This window comes from Oscillibacter sp. PEA192, assembly GCF_003574015.1.
Lineage (GTDB): Bacteria > Bacillota > Clostridia > Oscillospirales > Oscillospiraceae > Oscillibacter > Oscillibacter welbionis.
The window spans coordinates 2,846,705-2,869,957 of sequence record NZ_AP018532.1; the positions used below are offsets into that span (position 1 = coordinate 2,846,705).

Annotated in this window: 21 protein-coding genes and 3 tRNA genes; 5 read left to right on the forward strand and 19 right to left on the reverse strand. The window is 54.9% G+C overall.

Features of this window, described 5'->3' with window-relative positions:
• Positions 1-26 precede the first annotated feature (26 nt).
• From DN611_RS14190 to DN611_RS14205, 4 genes are all read left to right on the forward strand, one after another.
• Positions 27-1,169: a glycerate kinase family protein gene (locus DN611_RS14190; protein WP_119311662.1), complete on the forward strand. Its 1,143-nt coding sequence runs from the start codon at positions 27-29 to the stop codon at positions 1,167-1,169.
• 218 nt (positions 1,170-1,387) lie between these two features.
• Positions 1,388-1,464: transfer RNA gene (locus DN611_RS14195), tRNA-Met, on the forward strand.
• 39 nt (positions 1,465-1,503) lie between these two features.
• A tRNA-Glu gene (locus DN611_RS14200) sits at positions 1,504-1,578 on the forward strand.
• Between the two features lie 60 nt (positions 1,579-1,638).
• Positions 1,639-1,715 (forward strand) — tRNA-Val (locus DN611_RS14205).
• Positions 1,716-1,900: 185 nt separating this feature from the next.
• On the opposite strand, the gene DN611_RS14210 is transcribed toward DN611_RS14205, so the two are convergent.
• The 19 genes from DN611_RS14210 to DN611_RS14295 all read right to left on the reverse strand — a co-directional run bounded on the left by DN611_RS14210 (position 1,901) and on the right by DN611_RS14295 (position 20,552).
• The gene (locus tag DN611_RS14210) at positions 1,901-3,058 is read right to left on the reverse strand and encodes a tyrosine-type recombinase/integrase (RefSeq protein WP_119311663.1); all 1,158 of its coding nucleotides are present in this window, start codon (positions 3,056-3,058) and stop codon (positions 1,901-1,903) included.
• A gap of 3 nt (positions 3,059-3,061) precedes the next feature.
• Entirely contained in the window at positions 3,062-3,373 is a 312-nt protein-coding gene (locus DN611_RS14215; protein ID WP_302201511.1) for a DUF6809 family protein, read from the reverse strand.
• 136 nt (positions 3,374-3,509) lie between these two features.
• The gene (locus DN611_RS14220; RefSeq protein ID WP_333637350.1) at positions 3,510-4,475 is read right to left on the reverse strand and encodes a HipA domain-containing protein; all 966 of its coding nucleotides are present in this window, start codon (positions 4,473-4,475) and stop codon (positions 3,510-3,512) included.
• Positions 4,429-4,779, reverse strand: a complete 351-nt coding sequence (locus DN611_RS14225) for a hypothetical protein (protein ID WP_333637351.1) — start codon at positions 4,777-4,779, stop codon at positions 4,429-4,431. The genes DN611_RS14220 and DN611_RS14225 overlap by 47 nt, the downstream gene beginning before the upstream one ends.
• Before the next feature lies 1 nt (position 4,780).
• Positions 4,781-4,987 (reverse strand): helix-turn-helix domain-containing protein, encoded by a 207-nt coding sequence (locus DN611_RS14230; protein WP_317336530.1) that lies wholly within the window; start codon positions 4,985-4,987, stop codon positions 4,781-4,783.
• Positions 4,988-5,120: 133 nt separating this feature from the next.
• On the reverse strand, positions 5,121-7,094 hold the full coding sequence (gene mobP3, locus DN611_RS14235) for a MobP3 family relaxase (RefSeq protein ID WP_119311665.1): 1,974 nt from the start codon (positions 7,092-7,094) through the stop codon (positions 5,121-5,123).
• Positions 7,082-7,510: a hypothetical protein gene (locus DN611_RS14240; protein ID WP_119311666.1), complete on the reverse strand. Its 429-nt coding sequence runs from the start codon at positions 7,508-7,510 to the stop codon at positions 7,082-7,084. The genes mobP3 and DN611_RS14240 overlap by 13 nt, the downstream gene beginning before the upstream one ends.
• Positions 7,511-7,840: 330 nt before the next feature.
• Positions 7,841-8,221 carry a helix-turn-helix domain-containing protein gene (locus DN611_RS14245; RefSeq protein WP_119311667.1) on the reverse strand — a complete coding sequence of 127 codons (381 nt, stop codon included), beginning with the start codon at positions 8,219-8,221 and terminating at the stop codon, positions 7,841-7,843.
• A 64-nt stretch (positions 8,222-8,285) separates the two neighbouring features.
• Positions 8,286-8,465, reverse strand: coding sequence for a hypothetical protein (locus tag DN611_RS16535; protein ID WP_145985111.1), 180 nt, complete (start codon positions 8,463-8,465; stop codon positions 8,286-8,288).
• Positions 8,466-9,522: 1,057 nt separating this feature from the next.
• Entirely contained in the window at positions 9,523-10,683 is a 1,161-nt protein-coding gene (locus DN611_RS14250; RefSeq protein WP_119311668.1) for an amidohydrolase family protein, read from the reverse strand.
• Positions 10,684-10,705: 22 nt separating this feature from the next.
• Positions 10,706-11,983 (reverse strand): TRAP transporter large permease, encoded by a 1,278-nt coding sequence (locus DN611_RS14255; RefSeq protein ID WP_119311669.1) that lies wholly within the window; start codon positions 11,981-11,983, stop codon positions 10,706-10,708.
• Positions 11,980-12,534 (reverse strand): TRAP transporter small permease, encoded by a 555-nt coding sequence (locus DN611_RS14260; protein ID WP_119311670.1) that lies wholly within the window; start codon positions 12,532-12,534, stop codon positions 11,980-11,982. Before DN611_RS14260 ends, DN611_RS14255 begins: the two co-directional genes overlap by 4 nt.
• 100 nt (positions 12,535-12,634) lie before the next feature.
• A complete protein-coding gene (gene dctP / locus DN611_RS14265; RefSeq protein WP_119311671.1) occupies positions 12,635-13,654 on the reverse strand; it encodes a TRAP transporter substrate-binding protein DctP in 1,020 nt (339 codons plus the stop codon).
• A gap of 58 nt (positions 13,655-13,712) precedes the next feature.
• Positions 13,713-15,008, reverse strand: a complete 1,296-nt coding sequence (locus DN611_RS14270; protein WP_119311672.1) for a lactate racemase domain-containing protein — start codon at positions 15,006-15,008, stop codon at positions 13,713-13,715.
• Between the two features lie 52 nt (positions 15,009-15,060).
• Positions 15,061-16,062: a hydroxyacid dehydrogenase gene (locus DN611_RS14275; protein ID WP_119311673.1), complete on the reverse strand. Its 1,002-nt coding sequence runs from the start codon at positions 16,060-16,062 to the stop codon at positions 15,061-15,063.
• A gap of 45 nt (positions 16,063-16,107) precedes the next feature.
• Positions 16,108-17,187, reverse strand: a complete 1,080-nt coding sequence (pdxA, locus tag DN611_RS14280; RefSeq protein WP_119311674.1) for a 4-hydroxythreonine-4-phosphate dehydrogenase PdxA — start codon at positions 17,185-17,187, stop codon at positions 16,108-16,110.
• A gap of 22 nt (positions 17,188-17,209) precedes the next feature.
• Entirely contained in the window at positions 17,210-18,118 is a 909-nt protein-coding gene (dapA, locus tag DN611_RS14285; protein ID WP_119311675.1) for a 4-hydroxy-tetrahydrodipicolinate synthase, read from the reverse strand.
• A gap of 14 nt (positions 18,119-18,132) precedes the next feature.
• Complete coding sequence (locus tag DN611_RS14290; protein WP_119311676.1) at positions 18,133-19,287, reverse strand: iron-containing alcohol dehydrogenase; 1,155 nt, start codon at positions 19,285-19,287, stop codon at positions 18,133-18,135.
• Positions 19,266-20,552, reverse strand: coding sequence for a four-carbon acid sugar kinase family protein (locus DN611_RS14295; RefSeq protein ID WP_119311677.1), 1,287 nt, complete (start codon positions 20,550-20,552; stop codon positions 19,266-19,268). Before DN611_RS14295 ends, DN611_RS14290 begins: the two co-directional genes overlap by 22 nt.
• A 247-nt stretch (positions 20,553-20,799) precedes the next feature.
• Between DN611_RS14295 and DN611_RS14300 the strand changes: the two genes are divergently transcribed.
• Positions 20,800-22,590: a sigma-54-dependent transcriptional regulator gene (locus tag DN611_RS14300; RefSeq protein WP_119311678.1), complete on the forward strand. Its 1,791-nt coding sequence runs from the start codon at positions 20,800-20,802 to the stop codon at positions 22,588-22,590.
• The last annotated feature ends 663 nt before the right edge of the window (positions 22,591-23,253 follow it).

The following is a 23,253-nucleotide window of genomic DNA, read 5'->3' on the forward strand; positions in this document are numbered from 1 at the left end:
CCGCGCATCCAGAGAGGAGGAAACTCATGTCAAAGTGGATTCTCATGCCGGACTCCTTCAAGGGGACCATGTCCTCCCTGGAGATCTGCCAGCTGATGCGGGAGGCCCTTCTGCGCCACGTGCCGGATGCAGAGGTGGTCTCCATTCCCGTGGCGGATGGCGGCGAGGGGAGCGTGGAGGCGTTTCTGGCCGCCATGGGCGGCCACCGGGTAGAGGTGCCCTGCACCGGTCCGGATTTTCGTAAGATCTCTGGTTTTTACGGTCTGCTGGCCGATGGCTACACCGCCGTGATCGAGATGGCCGCCGCCGCAGGCCTGCCCCTGATGGAAGGCCGTCTCTGTGCTGAGGGAGCCACCACCTACGGCGTGGGAGAGCTGATTCTGGCGGCGATCCGGGACGGCGCCAGGCGCATCATTCTGGGCCTGGGCGGCAGTGCCACCAACGACGGCGGCTGCGGCTGTGCCGCCGCTCTGGGCGTCCGCTTTCTGGACGGCACCGGGGCGGAGTACGTCCCTGTAGGCGGCACGCTGGACCGGTTGTGCCGGATCGACATGTCCCATCGCTTCCCCCTGCTGAACGGTGTGGAGATCGTGACCATGTGCGATGTGGACAACCCCCTCTGCGGTCCCAATGGCGCCAGCGCCGTCTTCGGCCCCCAGAAGGGGGCCGACCCTGATATGGTGACCCGTCTGGACCGGAATCTGCGCCACCTGTCGGAGGTGATCCGCCAGGACCTGGGCCGGGAGATCGCAGACCTTCCCGGTGCTGGCGCCGCCGGCGGCATGGGAGCCGGTGTGATGGCTTTCCTGGGCAGTCGCCTGCAGATGGGGATCGAGACAGTCCTGGACACCGTGGGCTTCGATGCCCTGCTGCCTGGTGCCACCGCGGTCCTGACCGGCGAGGGCCGTATCGACTGTCAGAGCCTTCGGGGCAAGGTGGTCATCGGCATCGCCCACCGGGCCCGGCAGACACGGATCCCGGTGGTGGCCGTAGTGGGCGACGTGGCCCCCGGCGCGGAGGACGCCTATCAAGAGGGCGTCACCGCTATCGTGTCCACCAACCGTCGCGCCGTGCCCTGGGAGGTAGCCCGCCAGTCCGCCCGGGCAGATCTGTGCGCCGCCCTGGAGGATCTCTTCCGGCTCTACAATGCGTTCCGGTCCGCCCGATGACATGAGTGGATTTTTGAAAAGACGGTGCCGGGCGGTAGGAGCCGCCCGGCCTCATTCCCACCGTATCCGGGCTGCCGGCCTCGGGGCACCCTGCCAGCGGCAGCGAGTCTCTCCTCTGCTTCCGGTTTTTTGAAATTTTTCATTTTTTTCGAAGAAACACTTGACAAACGCCGCCGCCTTCTGGTATAGTAATTGATGCCCGTTCGGGTTAGACATTTGGCGGCATAGCTCAGTTGGCTAGAGCATGCGGTTCATACCCGCAGTGTCCCCGGTTCAAATCCAGGTGCCGCTACCAGATCCATGAAGCGCCCCGGCGCTTCATGGACTTCCAAATGGCCCGTTGGTCAAGTGGTTAAGACACGGCCCTTTCACGGCTGTAACATGGGTTCGAATCCCGTACGGGTCACCATCCCATAGGACGCCGTTGTGCACGGCGTCTTATGGGCAGAAAAAAATTACATATCCGTATGGAGGCTTAGCTCAGCTGGTTAGAGCGCCTGCTTCACACGCAGGAGGTCACTGGTTCGAGTCCAGTAGTCTCCACCAAAAAGTTCCTGATTTCGCAAGAAATTAGGAGCTTTTCTTTTTATTCACCGCGAAAAAGTTTGCTTTAAATTTCTGCTTTTTCTCCGACCAATACACTGACCAATACCGCGATAGTAGCCGATAGAATGAGGCAGCACCGGGCAGGAATTTCCCAGCCCGGTGCTGCCTTATGTTTATTTTGGTGATTACATCGCCTTTCCAATTACATCGCCCATCGTATCCGCTGCCTCCCGCATCATGTCTGGTGTGGCGTGGGTGTAGGTGCTAAGGGTGAATCCCGCGCTGTAATGTCCTAAGGTGCTGGACAGGGTCTTCACATCCACCCCATTCTTCAGTGACAGCGTTGCGAAGGTGTGTCGGAGATCGTGGAACCGGATATGCTCGGCACCGATGGCCTTGAGGATCTTCTCGTGGGTGTGCCGGAAGGAGTCCGGATCGAACATCCCTCCCGTTTTGGGCGACGGGAACATGTAGGGATTTCCCGGGTGCTTCTTGTGTTCCTCCACCAGCAAGTCCACTGCCTGCTGCGAGACCGGCAGGACGCGGATGGAATTGTGGGTTTTGGGCTGGCTCACTACCAGTTCTCCCTTGGTGCGGGTCACCTGCTTTGTGATAGAGATGGTTCGGTTCTCCACGTCCAGGTCTGTCCAGAGGAGGGCCAGCAGCTCTCCCCTTCGCAGTCCCGTGGTCAGTTCCAGATAGAAAGGAGCCAGCAGCCCCCGCTTGTCCGCTTCCATCAGATAGGGGCGGATCTTCTCTTCCGGCAGAACTTTCATCTCCCGCTTTTCCATCTTTGGAAGCTTGCAGCCCCTGGCTGGGTTCACCAGGATCAGCCGCTCCGCCACAGCTTGTTCCAGACAGTTGTTCAGCAAGGTATGGATGCCGTGGACCACCCGGACACTCAGGCCCTTGTTTTTCAGTTCGATGTGCTGGTATCGCTGTACCCGCCCGTTCTTCTGGAGATCGTTGTAGAATTTCTGGATCTGGATCGTAGTGAGCTTGTCCAGCTTGATGTCTCCCAGTTCGGGGATGATGTGGTTGTTGATGTAGTTTAGATAATAGTCCTTGGTGTTCTCCCGAAGCCGGGGCTCGGCATAGACTTCATACCACATCTGCACCCAGCTTTGTACCGTGTGGGTACCGCTTCGGTTCATGTCCAGTCGCTGGCTGTCTGCAATGGCCTTTTTCAGCTTCTCCTTGACCTCTGCCTGGGTCTTCCCCAGGACATTCTTAATTTTCTGCTTTCCGGTCGCCGGGTCATAGGACGCCGTGTAGAATCCCTCCCACCGGCCATCCTTCCGTTTGCGGATGCTGCCTTCTCCGTTGGCACGTTTCTTCCCCATCCATCATCTCTCCTTTCCTGCCAGCTCACAGGCCCGCTGCTCGTCCTCGTTTTCAAAGTTGTACGGCGGCTGGTCTGCCAGCAGCTCCTGCTGGATACCCTGGGCCAGACGGTAACCAGAGATGAAACTGTTGAGACACGCTTCCTCCCGCAGAGCATCTTCCAGATCTGCCATCTTCAGAAGCAGCTTCCGCTCCGGCTCATCCAACAGACGGGTGAGCTGCCTGTAGGTCCGTTCAATTTTCCTGTCCAGATATTCCGCCCTCCGGGATGTCGTCTCGAACCTGCAGCAGAGGGCTTTCATATAATCACGCATCGTGAATCGCCTCCTATCAGCGACACACAATACCATGCCCTGACCTCAATAGCCATCCCAACCGGGCAGAGTTATCAATTTGTTAGCAAATTCAGGACCGCTTCCGAATTTTCGGAAGCGGTCCTGAACTTTACACTCACATATGAAGTCTCAGTGATAGATGCTGCTGTTGCTCCATAATCCGCCGATGCACAGGGGCCATGATTCTTTCCATTCGGGCAGACAGATAAGTCTGGTAAAACTGCCGCTGCAGTTCATCCAGGAAAGGAACTTCTCTGATGAAAGCTTGCATCTCATCCAGATGGAATCGTGGCATCATGCGCATGACCGCTGCATTGCAGTCCTTGTTTCCAGCTGTCATCAGGAAATCATAGTAGTTGATCTTCTGGTCATTCTGTTTGATGGCAGAAGTCGGGAAGCGGTAGATCCGGGCATTCAGCTCATCCTGATTTGACAAGACCGCCCGCATCACCTGGGCATCTGCCTGGGGCAGCAGACAGCTGCCGCAATCATAGATTGGGGCCAGCGTTGCGGTCTGGGTGTCATCGTGATACAGGAATCCCCAGTTTCCGTTGTGCCGGTCAAAATTCCCCAGAAGCGCGTCCACCACAAAGACATTCCAAAAGTGTTGCAGCACTTCCACAGGATTCACGTACTGCTGTTTTTCAATGGTATCCAGAATGTCCTCCAGCTCCGTTCCGGTGCCGCCATGTTCAGAATCGATGACGGTATTCTTGATGGAGCAGAAGTCAAACAGCTTACTTCCGTCTGCAGTAAAATCTTTGCAGGCGCAGACGATCTTCGTCTTTCCCCCTACATCATACGTTCCCAGGATGGTTTCCTGCGCGGGGATCCCAACCATGTTGAAGATGGTGCTGGCGATGTGTTCGCTGATACAGCTATTCGTGTAGGACAGCTCCGTTCTCTTTCCCTGACCGGAAGGAGGAAATTTGAGCATATATTGCTCGCCCTGATATTCGATTGCGATCTTCTTTCCGTTGGCACCGTTATAAGCACGTCCGGGCACACGCTTGCAGTTTGTAAAATCAGGCACTTCATTCACCCCACAGAAACTTCTGACGCAGATAATTGGCATGTTCATGTGTGATCGCGCCATCGTTGATCTCCGCGATGTTGATGCTTCCGTACAGCTCTCCCCACAGACAGTCCAGCAGAGAGGACCCCTCCGCAAGGCCTTCTTTGTATGCGTCCAGATCATGCTGGAGGTAAGGTGGGAGCCCATATTCCCATGAGCGTTCCCGCAGGGCTTCCGCCGACTCCCCGCCTGTCCCTATTGAGCAGACCTGCTTTTGTGCCGACATATCCTTCATAGGAACACCCCTTTCCTTGATTTGTATGTTGTATTTTACCACATTGCCTCTCTGCAAATCAACGATTGCCCTCATATCATATCTTTTCGGTCTGTTTGTCTACCCATTCCTGAAGTTTGTCCTTGGGTATCACAATGCGGGTTCCGATCCTCAATGCGGGAAAGCCCTCAGACCGGGCCAATTCATAAGCCCCGGCACGGGAGATTCCCAGCGCCGCTGCCATCTCCGGAACCGAGAGCATCAGCGGCAGATCTTCATAAGATTTGAATGTTTCTTTTTTCACTGAATATCCTTTCTCCTCTCCTGCCGTGGGAGAGGTTTTTATTTGTTATGCTTTGTCTTGTTGATACATTTCCTCACCATCTGGTGGAGGGGATGCCCTACAATCAATGTGGTCTACGATAAATTGCGGACTCTTACCATCCCTTCATGGTCATGCCGCCCCAGGACTGGGTCTGCGTTTGCTCTTCCTCATGGTCATCCGGCTGGTGGCCCAGAGCAATTCGCAGCTCCTGGAGCTCCCGCATCCGCTTGCGGTCGATGTGCAGCCTCGGCTGTGCGGGCGGAGCAGGCGCGTTGTCCTGGAAGATGTTGCTCATGTGGTAGAGCAGACGACTTACCGTCAACAGGAGCTGCGGCTGGTGCCATTGATCTTGGCGTTCCAGAACATACCGAGCACAGGGATGGCCATACGCATCCGCCATCCGGAAACAATTCCAAGCCGCTTCGTCGTCTTTGGGAACGCCGTTGCCTGTGAGGTACAGCTTCCCCAGCAGATAGTTCGCCCAGGGATGATTCTGGTCAGCTGCGTGACGGAGATACTCCGCCGCTTTGACTGCGTCCTTTTGCACGGACTTGCCCGTCAGGTATTCCTTTCCCAGTCGATAGGCAGCGTCGGGGTTCCCGTTTCGAACTGCTCTCTCCAACCACCGGATGCCCTCACCAACATCATGGACCTCCGGATCGTCAGAGTGATATAGCTTGCCGAGAGCATACTGGGCTGCCGGCAGATTTCGCTTTGCCGCCAGTTCCAACCAGTAGGCGGCTTGTTCCGCATCCGGCAGCAGCAGACCGCCGTCCCGGTATAGCAGTCCCAGGAAGTATTGGGCGTGGACATCACCGTACTCTGCCAGCCGCTCCAGATCCTCCACCGCCTCATCCCGCTGATCCAGCGGCAGCTTGTTGTCTTCAATCTCGGCACGCAGCCGCAGGCAATCATAGGAGACCTCCCAGTTGTCCACCCACTCGCCCCGCTCTTCCCTCTTCTCATCCTCGAAGGTGATCTTGCCCAGGCGGATATTCTCTGCCTCCCGGATGACCGCGTTCCTGATGGCCCGGAACTCCTTCTGCTTTGACAGCGGCGGACGCTGCTGTTTCTTGCCGGAGTAGAACTCGTTCACCTGACACTGGAGTTCCCACCACTTTTGATAGCACTCGTTGACGACAGGAATGCACTCCAGCTGATCCACGATCTCATCCACCTGCCGCTTCATGGGCCTCGGGAGATAGCCATAGGACTTCTTGCCTTTGACCTCACCCAGCTGCTCGGACAGCTTCCAGATCATCTGCTCTGCCTGGGTGTGCTCGCAGACTGTCTCCCGCATCTGCCGAGACAACTCCAGCATGACCTTTCGAGTTTCTTTCACCAGCTCGTCCCGGGAGACAGACTTTTGCTCGTAGACATGGAGCAGTTCCTGTTGGAAGATATCGTTGGTGAGCTGGGACTTCATCTGGCGGATGCCATCCCGGTCGAGGTGCGCCCGTCCCGTTTTCACCGACCACGCCATCATGTGGACGTGAGGATGATGGCCTTCATCATGGAACGCCGCATACCACCGGAAGTCCTGGGGCGGGATGTGCATGGCTGCCGCGATGTCGTTGCGGTGCGCGCGGAGTAATGCTCGCCATGCCTGTGCGTTGTTGTAGCCGAGACGCTCCGCGTCTTCTCGATGCAGGGAGATGATGTGCGTCCAGACGTTTCCGGTGTAGTGCTCCAACTCGGACATGGCGGAATCCAGATCCACATGATCCGCGTCGCCGAACAGGCCGTGGTCACCCAGACGCTCGGCGCGGGGCCGGGTAGCGATATACTTCATGTAGCCATCCGTCTGCTGCACCTGCTTCCAGTGTTCCTCCAGCGCCAGCGTGATGAGTGACGATGCATGAGCCTTTGTGGGATGTGCTGTGTAGTCCTCGTACTCCAGCAGCTCTTTCACATCTGGAAAGTCTTTCGTCAGCTTTGTGATGAGCTGCTCCTGCTTACGGGTTGGTGGACGGTCATCCGGGATGATCTCCACCCGTTCCCGCGTTGCGATGTAGCGAAGGTAACCGTCTGCACCTTGACCACCGCCACACTTGATATACGGACTCTTGATGATCAGTCTTGCCATCCATCATCACCGTCCCGCTGCTCCTGCGCACGCTTTGCCATCTGCTCCAGCTGCAGATGGCCGTTGAGCTTCTTCACGCGAGCCACACTCTCCGCGTGTTTTTTCCGGAGATACTCCTCGTCCAGATGAACGCAGTCCGCGAGAACGCTCACACCCTGATCCAGTTCTACCGCTTGTTTAAAGAGCAACGACGACACCCGCTTCTCCAGTTGATCCAATCTGCCGTCCAGATAGGACTGCACCGAGACTGGCAGGAACATACCGGCATTGTTGGCGCTGAGATAGTCCAGATAGAAGTTGATGGCGTTCTCAATAAATCCGGTGAGACTGCGGCTGCCATCTTCCTGATAACGCCGCTCCAGCCGTGCCTTCATCTCCGGCGTCAGGTAGAGGGCGAATTTCTCTTTTTGGCTCATATAGGCCTCCTTTCTTGGGGTTGACCCCTGGTTTTTCTTTGTGGGAGTAAGCGCTGCGGGATAACGACCGCAGGATTTCTTTTCTCTGCCATTTTTGCCCCCATTTCTGCTAACTCCGGGGCCCTTTGAAACTGCCCGCACTGCGGGCAGATGTGCCGGGTGAAAGCTGGGGCAGTGACCCCAGGCCTTTATCCAGCTTTTTCTTTCGTCCTCCGCAGAGCCTCAAAAACGGCCCAAATTTGTCCGAAATCCCCGGAAGGGGCCGGGACCCTGCCGGGTCCCGAACCGCTCCACACAGGGCCTCACAAGGGGCTCACAGGCTTTTCCTTGTTATCCTTCGTCTTGTTGATACACTTCCTCACCATCTCCTGCGGCGGAACTCCTGGTTGCGCAATGGCCTGCGGTAGGAAGCGCAGGCAGCGGCAGGATGTAGTAGTGGTTGTTACTCTGCCGCCAGCTTCCGTCGCGGCGCATCTGCTTAGTTGCCACCTTGCGGATGAATCCGCGATCCACTAATTGCTTGACCGCATCCCTCGCAGCGTTTTCTGAACAGCTGCAGTGCAGTGCGATGGTCTTAATGCTGGGCCAGCACAGATCTTTCTGCCCAGCGCAGCAGACCAGGTAGCTGTATACCGCCAGTGGGATCGGTTTCAGGTCATAGCAGAAGATAGCGTTGCTCATTTGATAAAATCGTTCACCGAGAATCGGCATAGAGTACCTCCGTGTTCTTTTCAAAATTCAGAGAACAAAATCTTGCGTTCCGGAAGCCTCTCTGTTAGACTGTTTGCAGATGGAGTCTGCGTTTTTCGGAACGCGGCGCGCCGCCGGACTGTTGCAGCAGTTTCGGCGGCTTTCCTTTTTGATCAGGAAATCCACTTTGTTTTTGCGCTGTGCGTGAATGCATATCACCACCGTTCTTAAAAATTCTGTTGTCCAGCAACTCGTGTTCAACCACTCATCGACATTCCCCCTTCATTTCTCCCTAGAAAACAAAAAGCCACCCAGATCGTCCTTTCTTTTACGATCACGGATGGCGCCCTTCCCCTTAACATGCCATTATTCACTTGTAGCACTGTACTGGCCCGCGTGAAGGGCTACCGGGCTTTTGATTTCCAGTATTTGTATTATAAAATTTAAGAGAAGCTGTGTCAACCGCTGACCCCTGGGTCATCTGTGAACCTTCTGTAAACCTTTAACTTTCTTCTACGGAAAAATACCGGATCTCACTTGTCGACATATTCATTCAAGCAGTCGTTTTTCATTTCAAAATTTCAAATAGAATTATGTTCTGACCGAAATAACCACTCTCAAGTCTGTAATATATAGTTGAGACAAATCGAGTTCTGTCATTGTGGGAGGGATATGAAGCCATATATTGGGGAAAGGACGGCGTATGCAATTTGGAAAATCAGATTGTTCTACATCCGTTCAGAGCAAGCCACGGAAGAATTCCTCCACAAATGCAGAAAACTATGTGGCAATACTATCAGGAACATATCTAACGCCGATCAAGAGGCATAGGAATGCGCGAATGATTATACATACCTGATCGTTTAAAATTTCGTCCCATCCAACCACCGCTTTCAGGCGGAACATCTGCTATGAAGTGGTCCTTGATGAACCGGAAGGATATATTATGGCTCCAGGCGACACGGAAGCTAAACTGTCCACTTGGGAATTAGGCGAAGCGTTGTATCATTCCCGGTCGGTGTTTGATCAGGAAATCGTATTCTGTTTGTCTGCCGCTATTGGTATGCGTACTCCATATTCCGATCTTGCGGAACTGTTCGAAATAAACAACCACAATATATCACTTAGATTGTTTCGGCCAGAGAAAAGTTAAAAAAGCACTTGCTACTTAGAGGCTTTTTAATAGGCCGGTCCACGGTCCGACCATTCTTACGCTACATGTTAGTATTTTGATATATCCATACAGGTTGCCATGGCCCGAAAAAGCCGCCTGTTGCCGGAACCGGAAACAGGCGACTTTTTCTAATGTGCAAAAACTCCTCTTAGAAGAACGTCTGGCGATAAACAATTACACCATCTTTAAGCGTCATCAAGGGAATAAAGCATTTGTTCCCCTTGCAGGGGCCGCCCCACCAATCCTGATAGGTTTCCAGACTATTCTGAACGTCCATGATGCAGATATCAGCAGGCTTTCCGACATCAAGTGTGCCGGCCCGGTCCAAAATCCCCAAGGCCCTAGCAGGCGTCTGCGTGACGGCCTTGAAGATTTCCAATTCACTCATACCCGCCGCAGAGCAGACGCACATACTGTGCACCAGAGAAGAGCCAGGACGCACAAAAGTGCTGATTCTTACCACGTCGGAGCTGATAATGTCGGGATAGAAACCATCCGCATATGCCTTTTTCAGAGTATCAAAGGACCAGTGGACACGCCCGTGGCAGTCATCGATCCAAATACCGCGCTGCCTTGCCTGCTTCAGATCCTCCCGCACATGGCCATCTGCCGTGAACATGGTCTCACCGTGGATCTGCATCACGTGGGAAATGACATCACCTGGGCGCAGGGTCTCCAGGATTTCCTGAACTGTGACATTTTGGGGAAGATTGTCGTAGTGAACATCCACCACACAGAAGCGCCCGGTAGCCTGCTCAATGCGGCCGGCAATTTCCACTGCCCGCTTGAGAGGGGCAATACCGTAATCTCCCAGGGTGGCGGTACACATACGGACCTTTAGCCCCCGGATGGTATCGCGGTATTTTACGGCCATCTTCACGATTTCCGCTTCATTGAAATCGGCGGGATCGTGGTTTTCCTCATGAATGCACCCGCTGTGGACACCATAGGGGGAAACATGGAGATATGCCAGAACATTGGGCACATACCGCACGATGTTGTAGTTGTAAAAACCCTCAAAATTGGTCCAGCCGCATGTGCCGGCATCCACTGCCGTGGTGACGCCCATGGGTATGCAGAGGAGATCGGCATTGGCACCGATATTGCTGTTGAATGCGTTGAGGTGGACGTGCTCATCAATAAGGCCCGGCAGAACATAGTGCCCTTTTGCGTCAATGACAGCATTGGCCGTGTCGCCCTCTGCGCCCTGCGCGAGAAGGCCGTCCTTGATATAGAGGGTACGGGTGACCGTCTTCATGTTCTGAAAATCAACGGTCAGACCATTTTTGATAATTGTATCGAAAACCATGAGCAAGGGCCTCCTCCGGTCGTTACATTAGGTTGGGAATCACCATGGAAAGCGCAGGGACGAACGATGTCAGCAATACCATCGCATAAAGGATCAGTACGAATGGCATAGATTTTCGGCTGAGGGTCGCAATACTTTGCCCGGTGACTGGTTGCGCGGCAAAAAGGCATAGGCCAAAGGGCGGGGTTGCCTGGCCCACAGAGAGATTGAAAACGATGATGCAGCCCAGTTGGATGGGATCGATGCCAAAACTCAATGCCACAGGGTAAATGATCGGTGCAATGATGAGAATGATGGGGCCGGCATCCATAATCATTCCCAGGAACAGCAGCAGTATGTTCAGCGCCAGCAGGAACATGACCTTGGTGGAGATCATCTCGGTGAGGGCGTTGGAGAGCATAGCCGGAATCCCGTTACGGGTAAGGACATAGGAAAAGAGCTTGGCCGCCATGATGATGAGCATGACATTGGCCGTGGATTTGACACTGTCAATGGCGATCTGAATCAGCTTCTGCATCCGCAGTTCCCGGTAAATCACACAGGAGACAATCAAACCATAGATGCAGGCCACTGCCGCAGACTCCGTTGGAGTGAACACACCGGCATAGATGCCACCCAGCACGATCAGGGGCATCAGCAGCGCCCAGATGGCATCCTTGGTGGAGATAAGCAGTTCACGGGCGCTGAAATGGCCGCCGCTGTGGATATTGTGGCGCACTGCATAGAAGTAACAGTAAACGCACATGGCAACTCCGGCCAGAACACCGGGCAGGACGCCGGACATCAGGAGTTTTGCAACAGAGGTGTTGGTGGTAGTGCCGTAAACCACAAACACGATACTGGGGGGGATTACGATTCCCAATGTGCCGCCCACCACTGGCAACGCTGCGGCATATCCTTCATCATAACCGTCTTTGAGCAGTTCGGGATACATGATGGCGCCGATGGCCGCCGTAGTAGCTACGGAAGAACCGGACAGTGCAGCAAAGAACATGCATGCTACAATGGCGACGATCGACAGGCCGCCCCGGACAGACCCGGTGATTGCCTTTGCAAATGCGATGAGCCGTGTAGCGATACCACCATGCTGCATGACTGCACCGGCTAGCATGAAGAAGAAAATAGCCAGAAGAGAATATTGCTCGCTGCCAAGCTCCATCTTCTGTGCCAAAAAGGAGAGAGAGATGCCGGGAATGGAAAGGTAGGCCACCATACTAGACAGAGCCAAAGACCATACCACAGGCACACCGATGGCCAAAGTAATTACGAAGCAAAGGGCCAGGATCAATGTCGGACTCATGCATCGGCCTCCTTTTCGCTCTGGTACGCGTCAAGCTGCGCATAATCCGGAAGGGTGATTCCGCAGATGCAGCAGATGTTTTTCAGTATATTGATGATTTTATCGATCAAAACCAAGGCAAAACCGACGGCCAACCAAAGATAGATGTAGTAATAGTCCAGTTTTAAAGAGGAGAGATATTGGGGAAAGTTTTTTGCCTGTGTCAGAAGGGCCTGTGTCGACACCAGAAAAACCACAACGGCAACGACGCTCAGCACGTCCGTGATCAGGTGGAGCGTTGCATTCGCCTTGTCGTTTTTGAACCGCAGAATGTCGATTTTAGTCTCTGTATCGGTCTTGACCGCCAGGTTCGCCCCAAGCATGATCAAAATAAAGAACAGCAGCACACTGGTCTGCTCAGACCAGGCAAGGCTGGAGTGAATCACATAGCGGCAGAAGACTTGCGCGCCATTAATGACGACCATGGCGATGACGCCGATGAGGATCAGAATTTTTTGGACAACAAAAATCGCATTGTCCAGCTTATTGAGGATTGATAAGACCTTTACCATATTTTTTCCTTTCTCAAAAAGCCGTTCCGCGCCGCCGGAGAGCGGGCCAGGGGAGGGAGTGCCTTCCCCGGCCTGCGGCGGTTATTCGGGAAAGTCCGTGTCAGCGGAGGGCACGAATGGCGTCCACCAGTTCACTGTATTCCGGATATTCGTCATAAACGGAGGCGGTAGCGGCCTGCAGCTCAGCGGCGTCCAGGGTGTTGACAAAGGAGCAGCCAGCGTCTTGCAGGGACTGCAGGGCCTCGTCATTGATATCTACGGTGGCCTGACGGAAAATGGGCTTGCAAGCCTCAGCGCACTCATAGAGGATGTTCATCTGATCTTCGGAGAGCTTGCCGGCCACGGAGGGAGACATCATGAAGACAGAGGGAGAAAACTCATGCTTGGTCTCCACGATGATAGGGTTTACTTCCCAGATATTGGAACTAAAGACCTGAGTGTAGGGGTTCTCCTCCCCGTCCACAGTGCCCTGCTGCAAAGCGGTGTACAGCTCTCCCCAGTCCATGGGAACGGCATCAGCGCCGAGTGCCTGGAACAGGGACTGCTGGATCTCAGACTGCATGATACGGATACGGAAACCCTTGAGGTCTTCCACCGAGTTGATGGGATGGTTCTCGCTGGTGGTCACATTGCGGAAGCCGATGCCCCACCAGATCAGGGGGATGATGTTGTTGGCCTCCAGATCCGCTGTCAGCGTCTCACCCACAGAACCGTCCAGCGCTTCCCAGACATGGTCGTAGTCCTCAAACAGGAAGGGCATTTCAAAAACGGAGACGTTGGGGCAGAAGTTCGCCACAAAGGAAGTGACGGCGGGAGCCAAGTCGATCGTGCCGTTCTGGATACCGGTCACATACTCGGATACGGTGCCCAACTGGCCGTTGGGATAGATGTCAACGATGATGGAACCGTTGGATTTTTCCTCCACCATAGCTTTGAATTCCTTGGTGCACTCGCCGAAAAGGCTTCCGTCAGCAGCATCGGCATGGGCCAGAGTCAGGTGGACGGCTTCGGTGCCAGCGGCGTCATCACTGGTGGTCGTGCTGCTGTCAGAGCCGCTACACGCGGTCACAGACAATGCCAATGCGCCTGCCAAGAGAATGCTCAATAATTTCTTTTTCATGTTCAATACCTCCTCAAAAACATTACGGAAAACACGATGTTCTCCGGGGGTCGAAATATCACGCAAAATCCAGCAGATTCCCGGCCTGATCAAAATTCAGTTCTCTGGGAGCCTCCAGGACCTCCATATCCTCCCGTGCTTTTACTTCCTCCAGAAGGGATTCAGAGACCATGATCTCCTCCAGGGACAGCGTATTCTTAATATAGATTATGCGAACGCGGGACTTGTCTACCTGCGTCAGAGTTTTTACGGCGGCCTGCAAAGCCAATTTGTCATCTTCCAGCACCATGGGTATCTTGCCCACGCCCAGGACCGTAGATGTGATCATATTGAAATAGGTGGCATTGGTGTCCAGCTTTTCAAAGGCCCGTTTGGTGGTGGTATCCGCCTTGCCCAGTCCGATAAAGCTGCCGTGACTCTCTTTGGAAATGTCCAGCACCACCACGCGCTGTTTTTGAATTCCTCCGGTAGCGAAGGGGGTTCCGAAAGTGCCAGTCACATTGGGGTCCATGCCGCTGCCGGAAAAGTTTTTGCCAATCTCCCGCACAACGAGCACATCCGTTTCCGGCAAAATGATTCTGGGCAGCCGCTTTTTTGCATAGAGGAGAAGCTCTGGTTCCTTTTCAAAAATATCCTCGGCGGGAATGACCTCTAGGCGGCAGGTCTCGTCAAATTCGTTTTCAATGGTGGCTACGCCAAAGGCGATTTTGCAGCTGTCGAACACGACCTTGGCATACAGGGGGAGCCTCTCCCCCATTTCTCCGAATCCGGCCTGGTGCAGGGAGTCCGCTCCTTCACGCTTGCCCATTCCGATGGCCAGCATCTTGATGAGACCTGACTCGTACGGACCGCGAAAAGCGGTGTGGGCTTTGATCCGGCCCACGACGATCACGGCGTCCGCATCATGGGCGAACTTGTCTACCCGGACCTCGTCCCCATTGGGAAGTTCACCTACCCGAACGGTCTCCATACTGGAGTAGATGGGGCAGCCGCAAAATTCCTCAGTAATGCCGTAGCTTTCCAAGATCTTTCGCTGGCCTTCCGCCGTGGCTCCGCCATGGCTGCCCATGGCAGGAATGATATATGGCTTTGCCCCCTTAGCCTTTACGAAAGAGGCCAGCTCCCGCAGGATCTCAGGCATGTGGCTGATCTGACGGCTGCTGCCGGTCAGGACCACCGTCATACCAGGCAGGATCCGCTCCCGAAAGCGGGTATCTGCCTGCAGTTTTTCCCGCACGCAGGCCACCACATCATCAATGCCGTCCCGGCGAAAGATCTGCCGGACTCGGCACATCCGGGGAAGTTCCACTCCGGACAGGACCTTCCGCAGTTCAGACTGTTCTTTGATCTCCAAGTAGATTCTCTCCTTTCCGGAAACCGTGTATGTTTCTCACTGCCGCCGTCTTTTATCCCTCGGCCCAGTCCGCTCCGGCCCAGCGGGGGTGGTCGTACACGGCTTTGTCCGCCACATAGGGCCACTTCTTGCCCTTGCAGACGGCCAGACAGCCGTTGACGCACATGGTGGCCATCTTGATGACGGCCTCACGAGTCTGGGCGGCAGAGTGGGGGCTGACGATCACATTGGGGCAAGAGAGGATCTCATCGTCCACATGGGTGGGTTCGTTCCAGAACACATCCAGTCCTGCACCGGCAATACTGCCGCTTCTCAGCGCTGCGCACAGGTCGGGTTCGTTGACGATCTCGCCGCGGCTGCAGTTGACGAGGAGGGCGGTGGGCTTCATGGCATCCAGTTCCGCCTTAGCAATGGTATTGTTGGTGACGCCTTCAATCAGAGGCATCTGCACGATGACCACGTCGGCGACCTTCAGGGCCTCGAACTTGTCCTCGTACTTCTCCACGCCCATGGCACTCATCTGCTCAGCCGTCAGGAAAGTGTCATAGCCGATGACTTTCATGTCCAGGCCCAGGCACAGGTGAGCGATGATCTTGCCGATGGTCCCCAGACCGATGATAAGGCAGGTCTTCTCCTCCACCTCAAAGGCCTTTTTGGCGTCGCGGATCTTCCAGTTGCCTTTGCGCTGCTCCGCGTCGGCCTCTATCATATTTTTGGAAAGTGCCAGCATAAGTGTTACAGCGTGCTCTGCCACGCTGCGGTTGTTGGCGCCGGGCGTCACCACCACCGGAATTCCCAGACGGGTGGCCGTCTCCACATCCACACTGTCGTATCCGATACCGGGACGGCCAATGACTTTCAGAGCCGGGCTGCTCTCCATGGTCTCCTTGTCAACCGCTCCCTTGTCCGCCACCCGGACAATAAACATATCCGTATCCTTCAGTTGATCCAGATAGTTGTGAGGATGGGCGTCATGGGCCACGAAGATCCGGGCTTTGTCCTCCAATAGGGCCATTCCTTCCTTGCAGATGGCCTCTGTCATAGTAACCTTCATAAAGCAATCACTCCTTTGCGCCGCTTGGCCCCGGCAGGGGAAGATTCAGTCGCCGGCTCTGGCGTTGGCCATGCGGATGCCGTAGTCCATGGCGTTGATGAGGCTCAGCTCGTTGGCGTGGCCGTCTCCGGCGTGGCCGAAGCCGGTACCGTGGTCCACGCTGGCCCGGATGATGGGCAGGCCCAGCGTCACGTTGACGCCGGCCACCGCGTCCCAGTGGCCCTCGGCCTTGTTGTACACAAAGCCCTCCACCTTCAGGGGGATGTGGCCCTGATCGTGGTACATGACCACCACGATGTCGTACCAGCCGCCCAGGGCCTTGGAGAAGACCGTGTCCGGCGGGGTGGGCTTTTTCTCGGGGATGATGATGCCCTCGGCCATGGCGGCATCGATGGCGGGCTGGATCTCCTCGATCTCCTCGGTGCCGAACATGCCGTTTTCACCGCAGTGGGGGTTCAGGCCGGCCACGGCGATCTTGGGCTCCTTGATGCCGATGGCCTTGCAGCCGGCGTTGGCGATCCGGATCACGTCCAGCACCCGGTCCTTCTTCACCCGGTCGCAGGCCTCCCGCAGGGACACGTGGGTGGACACATGGACCACTCGCAGGTCCTCGTGGGCCAGCATCATGGTGTACTTGGAGGTGTGGGTGTAGTCGGCGTAGATCTCCGTGTGGCCGGAGTAGTGGTGCCCGGCCATGTTGATGGCTTCCTTGCTCAGGGCGTTGGTGATGGTGGCATCGACCTCGCCGGCCATGGCCAGTTCAATGACCTTGACTACATACTGGAAGGAGGCCTCGCCGCCCAGGGCGGTGGCGCCCAGGCCAAAGGGCCTGGGATCGGCGGCATCGCAGGGGATGTCGCCGGCCTTGATGAGGCCCATGTCGTACACGTCGATGGTCCCGTACTGGAACCGGGCCTCGGCCACAGACCTGACAGGCCGGAGCTCCAGGTGGATGCCGGAGACCTTCTCCGCCACCTTGACGGCGTACTCCATGCTGGCCATATCGCCCACCACCAGAGGGCGGCAGCGGTCGTACACGCTCCTGTCCGCCAGAGCCTTAACGGTGATCTCTGGGCCGTTGCCGAAGGGATCTCCCATGGAGATGCCGAGAATCGGAAGATTCATTGTATCCCTGCTTTCTACGTTTTTAGCACATTCCTCTGCTGACACATCCCTGCAGAGCAACCCTCATCTGCTCCATGCCCTCTTCGGACAACTGGCAAAACGGCTTTCTGCAGTTCCCTACCGGATACCCCAGTTCTTTTGTGGCCAGCTTGATGATGGTGTTGGGGTTCCCGTATTTGAAGCAGTTGCGGAAGGGCCGGATATCGTCCTGCGCTCTCTTTGCGCCTTCCAGATCCCCTGCTGCCCAGGTCTCATAAATTTTGACCATAGCGCGGGGGAAGACATTGGCACACCCCGCAATGCCGCCCTTCCCGCCAAAGACCAGAGCCGGAAGGATAAGGGAGTCGTTGCCGGAGAGGACGCTGAACTCCCGGTCGAGAGTTGCGGTCTGCTCGATGTACTGCTTCATATTGTCGAAATTCCCGCTGGAATCCTTGACACCCACAATGTTGGGGGCGCTCTGCGCAAGGCGGCGGACCGTCGCGGGAGCCAGTGCGTTGCCCGTTCTGGGAGGAATGTTGTACATGACGATGGGCATATCCACCGCAGACGCAACATCCATGTAATGCGCATACAGCTCTTCCTGGGATGCAGCGGCATAGAAGGGGGTGACAATGGAGAGGGCGTCCGCACCAATTTCAAAGGCCTTCTTGCTCAGCGCAATGGTCTCTTTGGTTGTGATGCAGCCGGATCCGGCGTAGACCGGGACCCGGTGATTTGTCTCCTCCACAACGATCTCCAGCACCCGCTCTTTCTCAGCGGTGGAGAGAGCATAGCTTTCTCCGTTTGTGCCAAAGGCAAACAGGCCGTGAATGCCGGCATCAATCAGCCGGTTGACCTGATTGCGCAGCTCCTGTTCATTGATGCTCTCGTCTTCATACATCGGGGTCAGAATGGGGCAGATGATACCTTTGATTGCGATGCTGTTCATGGTGGTGCCTCCTGTTATAAAATCTCTTGATAGATTCGGCGGGCGTCATCAGGGGTGACTGGACGCAAATTGTTCACCAGGAGCCGGGTGACTTCCATGCCAGAGGCCACCAGAGCCTCCAGGTCCCCCTTGGGCACGCCGAACTCCGTCAGGCTGGTGGGGATATCCAGGTGTTTGACGATTTGCTCCAGCCGGGCAATAACCGCGGCGCTCTTACCCTCCGCAGTGGCCTCGCCACCGCGCATGCACCGGTCGTAGACCGCCGCCAGGCGCTCCCTGCAGGCGGGCTCATTGAACCGCATGACCGGTGCCAGCAAGATGGCGTTGGACACACCGTGAGCAATGTGGTACTTGCCGCCCAGGGGATAACTGAGGGCGTGGACGGCGGTGGTGCCAGAGGCGGTAATGGCGATTCCGGCATAAAAGCTGGCAATCTGCATCTGGTTTTTGGCATCCATGGCGTCGGGATCGTCGCAGGCCTTCTCGATGTTATTGAGAATCATGTCCAGAGCCTGTATGGCGAAGATGTCGCTGAAGGGGTTTGCCTTATTGCTGGTCCAACACTCGATGGCGTGGGCCAGGGCATCCACACCAGTGGCGGCAGCGATCTTCCGGGGCAGATTTTTGATCATGACCGCGTCCAGGATCACATAGTCGGCAATCATCTCGGTGTTGACGATGCCCACCTTCAACTGCTTCTCCGGCACTGCCACGATGGCGTTGGGGGTGGCCTCGGAGCCGGTTCCGGCGGTGGTGGGGATCATCAGGGTCTTGATGCACTTCTTGGCGCGAGTGGGGGTGTCCAGCAGCTCCTTGATACCGTATTCATCGGTCATCAGGATGCTGGCCAGCTTGGCGGTATCCATGACGCTGCCACCGCCCACGGCCATAATGAAATCGGCGCCGCATGCCTTGCATTGGTCCACCAGCTTTTGGGCTTCGGCGTAAGTGGGCTCCGCCGGAAGGTCATCCAGGATCACGGTATCCACACCGCTCTCCTCCACCCGGGCCATGGGCGCTTCCAGCAACCCTGCTCCTCGGATTCCCTGATCGGTGAAGACCGCCAAGTGCTTTACCTGGTTTTCTTCCAATATCCCGCAGATATTTTCCAAGGCATCTTCCCCGCTGAAAACGCTGTGGGGCATCTTCAGATTGTATTTCGCAAGCATGAAATATCCTCCTTCTGCATCGTCCCGGCCCCTGTCAGTTTCGCCAGCCTGCACAGCAGGTCAGCCTCACCGAAACCTCCGGATTTAGAAATGATGTAATGGTTTTTTCTCTGGTAGGTAAAGTGTGTCAGGACTACGCCGGTATCCAACTCGCATACGGGAGTCAACTCGGTTACATTCACCGCCCGCATCAAAGCCAGCAACGTGTCGCCCCCGGTACACATCAGCGTGGCCTCCAAGCCATTGTCCAGAAGCCGCCGCATCAACTGCCCCAAAGTATGGGAAATCCGAATCCGCACCTGTTGTAGGTCCAGGCCACGTTCTGCGGCGACAGCCTTGGCATCAGGGCCGCCCGGGGGATCGTTGGTATCCAGGATACAAACTCCCTTTTGAGTGGCTGTCTTGTACCAGTACTTTACTTTTACGGCGCAGTCCCTGCTCTCCAGCCACTCCGGCAGAAGTTTTTCTTCCGGCAGCAGCCGGAAACGGGGAAACCCGGCCTGCTCTGCGTAGTCTAACTGACGGCGGGTCACTGGGTTCACGCTGCCGCAGGCAATAAAGAGAATCTTTTCCAGCGCCGGCACCTGGGGAGGCGGTCCAGACAGTGCCAGCAGATTTGCCAACACGGCCGCAAATCCCGCGCAGCCTGCACACAGCCGCACGCCGGAGACACCCAACCGCCAGCCAATCCGCAGAAGATCGTCATCGCTGGCAGCGTCAAAGACCTGAATACCGGGAGAGTCGTTATCGGGATCTCCCGGATGCCGCTGTATCACCGGCAGGGAGGACTGCTGATGAAGAATGTCGGATATACGGGAATGCCGCACCGGCTCAAAAGGATCCCTCCCAAATACGCTTTCTGCAACCGGTACGCCGTCGATCAGATGGACGCCGTTCTGAGTAATGCGATTCATTTTGGGAAAAGCAGGAATAAAGGGAAGCCTATCGGTACCGGCCGCGTCCAGCACAGCTGTCAGCTCAGCGCCGATGTTGCCCCGCAAAGCAGAGTCGGTTTTTTTATATATGCAGCAGACGCCGGCCGCAAGTGCATGTTCCACAGCTTTTCGAACTACGGAATATGCCTGCTCTGGTTCCAAATGCCTCGTTTCCGCATCCATGACCAGTACCTGTATACTGCTGTCCACCTTGGTAAAATCGAAGGCGGGATCCGTAATGACGCTGGTAACTGCCCCGTGGGCGGAAAACTGTACGCCAGTATCCAGAGCTCCGGTAAAATCATCAGCAATGATCAACAGTTTGACCATGCGCTACCTCCGTATCGTTTATATTTGAAACACTTTGTACTATTTTCAAAAGCAAAAAATCCAAGCTATCCTCAAACAGGCTTTAGGTAATGCGCTTTATTTGGTTTTATTCTACAAATAAACAACAGGTGATGCAATTATTTTTTGCTGATTATATGTTTTGTTTTGAAACGCCTCGAAAAATGATTGCACTATTTTTGTTAATTTGATACAATTTGTTTAAATTTTAAACACATTGGAGGCGGCCATGAAACACAAATACCGCATTCTGGGCATTGCGCCCTATGAGGGGATGAAAGCCCTGATGTCCGACGTGGCGGAGGAGTACCCTCAAATCGACCTGACTTTGTTTGTGGGAGATCTGGAGCAGGGCCTGGAAATTGCTCACAGTAATTTCCACGGGAATTACGATGTGGTGATATCCCGGGGCGGGACCGCCAAAATGCTCAAAGAAAACCTTCCACTTCCAGTAGTGGAGATCCCGGTATCCATGTACGATCTCTTGTGTGTACTGAAACTGGCCGGCGCTTCCACCGGGGCGGGAAAAGTCTCTATGGTCTCCTTTGACAACATCACCGTCAACGCCCGCCTTTTGTGCGATCTGCTGGGCTATGATATCGATATTCGCACAGTGGACGACGGGGCGGAAGTGGAGACAATCCTTGCAGGAATGCGGGAAGGCCACTGCGAAGCAATCCTCTGCGACGCTGTCTCCAACACAGTCGCAAAGCGGCTGGGGTTCAACTCCTTCTTGATTGCCTCTGGCGTTGACAGTATCCGCCAGGCTTTTGATCAGGCGCTGTTTCTATGCCGCAGCCAGACCAGGCTTCGGGAGGAAAACCTCTTTTTCCGGGAACTGCTCCACGGTCAAATCGGTCAGACCATGGTACTGGATGACACCGGACATCTTTACCTTTCCACACTGGAACGCCCCTCGCAAGGGCTTTTGGATCTTCTGAAACGAGAACTGCCTGAATCCGAGAAAGAAGCAGAGCGGAGAATCACTCGGAATCTGGATGGCATGCTCTATTCAATCCGGTCCCGACGCATCACTACCGGCAGTCTATCCCGCACCGCTTTTTTCTTTGTCGCCCGCAAATCGCCACTATCTCCCAGTCAGGCCGGCATCCGGTTTTTCACCCGACCGGAGGCGGAAGTTGCCTTTTACAGTAGCATCTTCAGCTTTGCCGGCGCTATCCGCGATTTTCAGGATGACATTGACCGTATCAGTCGTAGCAGTGCCCCAGTAGTTGTTACCGGTGAGGATGGCACCGGAAAAGAAAGTATAGTCAGCGTGCTGTATATGCGCGGGACGCTACAAAACAATCCCTTGGTTTCTATAAATTGCAGCCTGCTCAACGAAAAAAGCTGGGCCTTTTTGCTGGAGCACCACAATTCCCCCTTAGCAGATGAGGATTCTACGATTTACTTTGCCAGCATTGATGCGCTGTGCCCAGAGCGTCGGCAGCAGTTGTTGGCAGCATTGTCCGAAATGGATGTATGCCGCCGAAATCGTGTAATCTTCTCCTGTGTATGCCAACCCGGGGAATACACATCCGCAGTGGGATCTCTTTTCATGGATAAGTTGTGTTGTCTTTCCTTATTCTTGCCCCCTCTACGGCAGATGTCGGAGCGTATTCCCGCTCTGGTAAACCTGTCTCTCAGCCATCTGAACGCTAATCTTCCCCGACAGCTAGTGGGAGCAGAACCGGAAGCTCTGGCGCTATTGCAGGCCTTCCGATGGCCGCACAATTACACTCAGTTCCGTCGGGTAATAGGGGAGCTAGCGGTTACCTCCGCCGGACAGGTAATTACTGCGGAAGACGTGCGAAACATTCTTCGAAAAGAGCGGCACATGGGCGCTTTTTCGCCAGGAGCTGAGAACACCTCCGCCCCCTTGGATCTGAACCGAACCCTAGCAGAAATCAGTCAGGATGTAGCGATAAGAGTGCTGGAGGAAACCGGCGGCAATCAGACCGCAGCCTCCAAACGACTAGGGATTAGTCGAACTACTCTGTGGAGATTGTTACAAAAGTAAGCCATGGATTTCTCGGACCTCCTTGTGCACCGGCAAACGCGAGAAGTTTAAAGAACGTGGTGAAATTTATCTATAACTCCTTCAAGCTTATAATGCGCTAAAACCTGGAATTGATCTGTATTTCCAGTTCTAAGCTTTGTCTGATAGTATCAAAGTTACCGCCAGTTATTCTTAATCCCATCCAAATAAGCACAGGCCAAACCGTATGCAAGGCAGTCTGGCCTATCGCTTATTATTAAAAAAATCAAAAACCAATTCAGAATATAAAAACGGCACTTTTACCTTGAACGCATTTTCAAGGTGGTTAAGCCTGTTTCCTTCTTGGCAAACCAGCGAAACAATTGATCAATAGCCAATACATTCACCTTTACAATCGCAAACGCATCCAGATAAAGACGGGAGCAACACTTCTCCATCTAAAATTTAATATTTTTTAAAAAGGGATGTCTTTTTATGCTACCCACACAAGTTAGGGCAACTCACTCCACGAGTGAATCCAGGGTTTTGACCAATACGTTGACCAATATCCGGATATCAGCGAGCGGACACAGTGGACCATGACCTCTTGCCTGTTCCAAAAAAGTGGAGCAAAACCTACCGGAAAGCGCCTGATAGCAAGGCATTGACGTCCAGACAGATCTTCACACGCAGGAGGTCACTGGT

What these genes read in the sequence shown, in the direction of transcription:
- DN611_RS14190 (WP_119311662.1), top strand. Translation starts at nt 27, where the DNA reads ATGTCAAAGTGGATTCTCATGCCGGACTCCTTCAAGGGGACCATGTCC.
- DN611_RS14210 (WP_119311663.1), bottom strand. Translation starts at nt 3,058, where the DNA reads ATGGGGAAGAAACGTGCCAACGGAGAAGGCAGCATCCGCAAACGGAAG.
- DN611_RS14215 (WP_302201511.1), bottom strand. Translation starts at nt 3,373, where the DNA reads ATGCGTGATTATATGAAAGCCCTCTGCTGCAGGTTCGAGACGACATCC.
- DN611_RS14220 (WP_333637350.1), bottom strand. Translation starts at nt 4,475, where the DNA reads ATGAACATGCCAATTATCTGCGTCAGAAGTTTCTGTGGGGTGAATGAA.
- DN611_RS14225 (WP_333637351.1), bottom strand. Translation starts at nt 4,779, where the DNA reads ATGAGGGCAATCGTTGATTTGCAGAGAGGCAATGTGGTAAAATACAAC.
- mobP3 (WP_119311665.1), bottom strand. Translation starts at nt 7,094, where the DNA reads ATGGCAAGACTGATCATCAAGAGTCCGTATATCAAGTGTGGCGGTGGT.
- DN611_RS14240 (WP_119311666.1), bottom strand. Translation starts at nt 7,510, where the DNA reads ATGAGCCAAAAAGAGAAATTCGCCCTCTACCTGACGCCGGAGATGAAG.
- DN611_RS14245 (WP_119311667.1), bottom strand. Translation starts at nt 8,221, where the DNA reads ATGCCGATTCTCGGTGAACGATTTTATCAAATGAGCAACGCTATCTTC.
- DN611_RS14250 (WP_119311668.1), bottom strand. Translation starts at nt 10,683, where the DNA reads ATGGTTTTCGATACAATTATCAAAAATGGTCTGACCGTTGATTTTCAG.
- DN611_RS14255 (WP_119311669.1), bottom strand. Translation starts at nt 11,983, where the DNA reads ATGAGTCCGACATTGATCCTGGCCCTTTGCTTCGTAATTACTTTGGCC.
- DN611_RS14260 (WP_119311670.1), bottom strand. Translation starts at nt 12,534, where the DNA reads ATGGTAAAGGTCTTATCAATCCTCAATAAGCTGGACAATGCGATTTTT.
- dctP (WP_119311671.1), bottom strand. Translation starts at nt 13,654, where the DNA reads ATGAAAAAGAAATTATTGAGCATTCTCTTGGCAGGCGCATTGGCATTG.
- DN611_RS14275 (WP_119311673.1), bottom strand. Translation starts at nt 16,062, where the DNA reads ATGAAGGTTACTATGACAGAGGCCATCTGCAAGGAAGGAATGGCCCTA.
- pdxA (WP_119311674.1), bottom strand. Translation starts at nt 17,187, where the DNA reads ATGAATCTTCCGATTCTCGGCATCTCCATGGGAGATCCCTTCGGCAAC.
- dapA (WP_119311675.1), bottom strand. Translation starts at nt 18,118, where the DNA reads ATGAACAGCATCGCAATCAAAGGTATCATCTGCCCCATTCTGACCCCG.
- DN611_RS14290 (WP_119311676.1), bottom strand. Translation starts at nt 19,287, where the DNA reads ATGCTTGCGAAATACAATCTGAAGATGCCCCACAGCGTTTTCAGCGGG.
- DN611_RS14295 (WP_119311677.1), bottom strand. Translation starts at nt 20,552, where the DNA reads ATGGTCAAACTGTTGATCATTGCTGATGATTTTACCGGAGCTCTGGAT.
- DN611_RS14300 (WP_119311678.1), top strand. Translation starts at nt 20,800, where the DNA reads ATGAAACACAAATACCGCATTCTGGGCATTGCGCCCTATGAGGGGATG.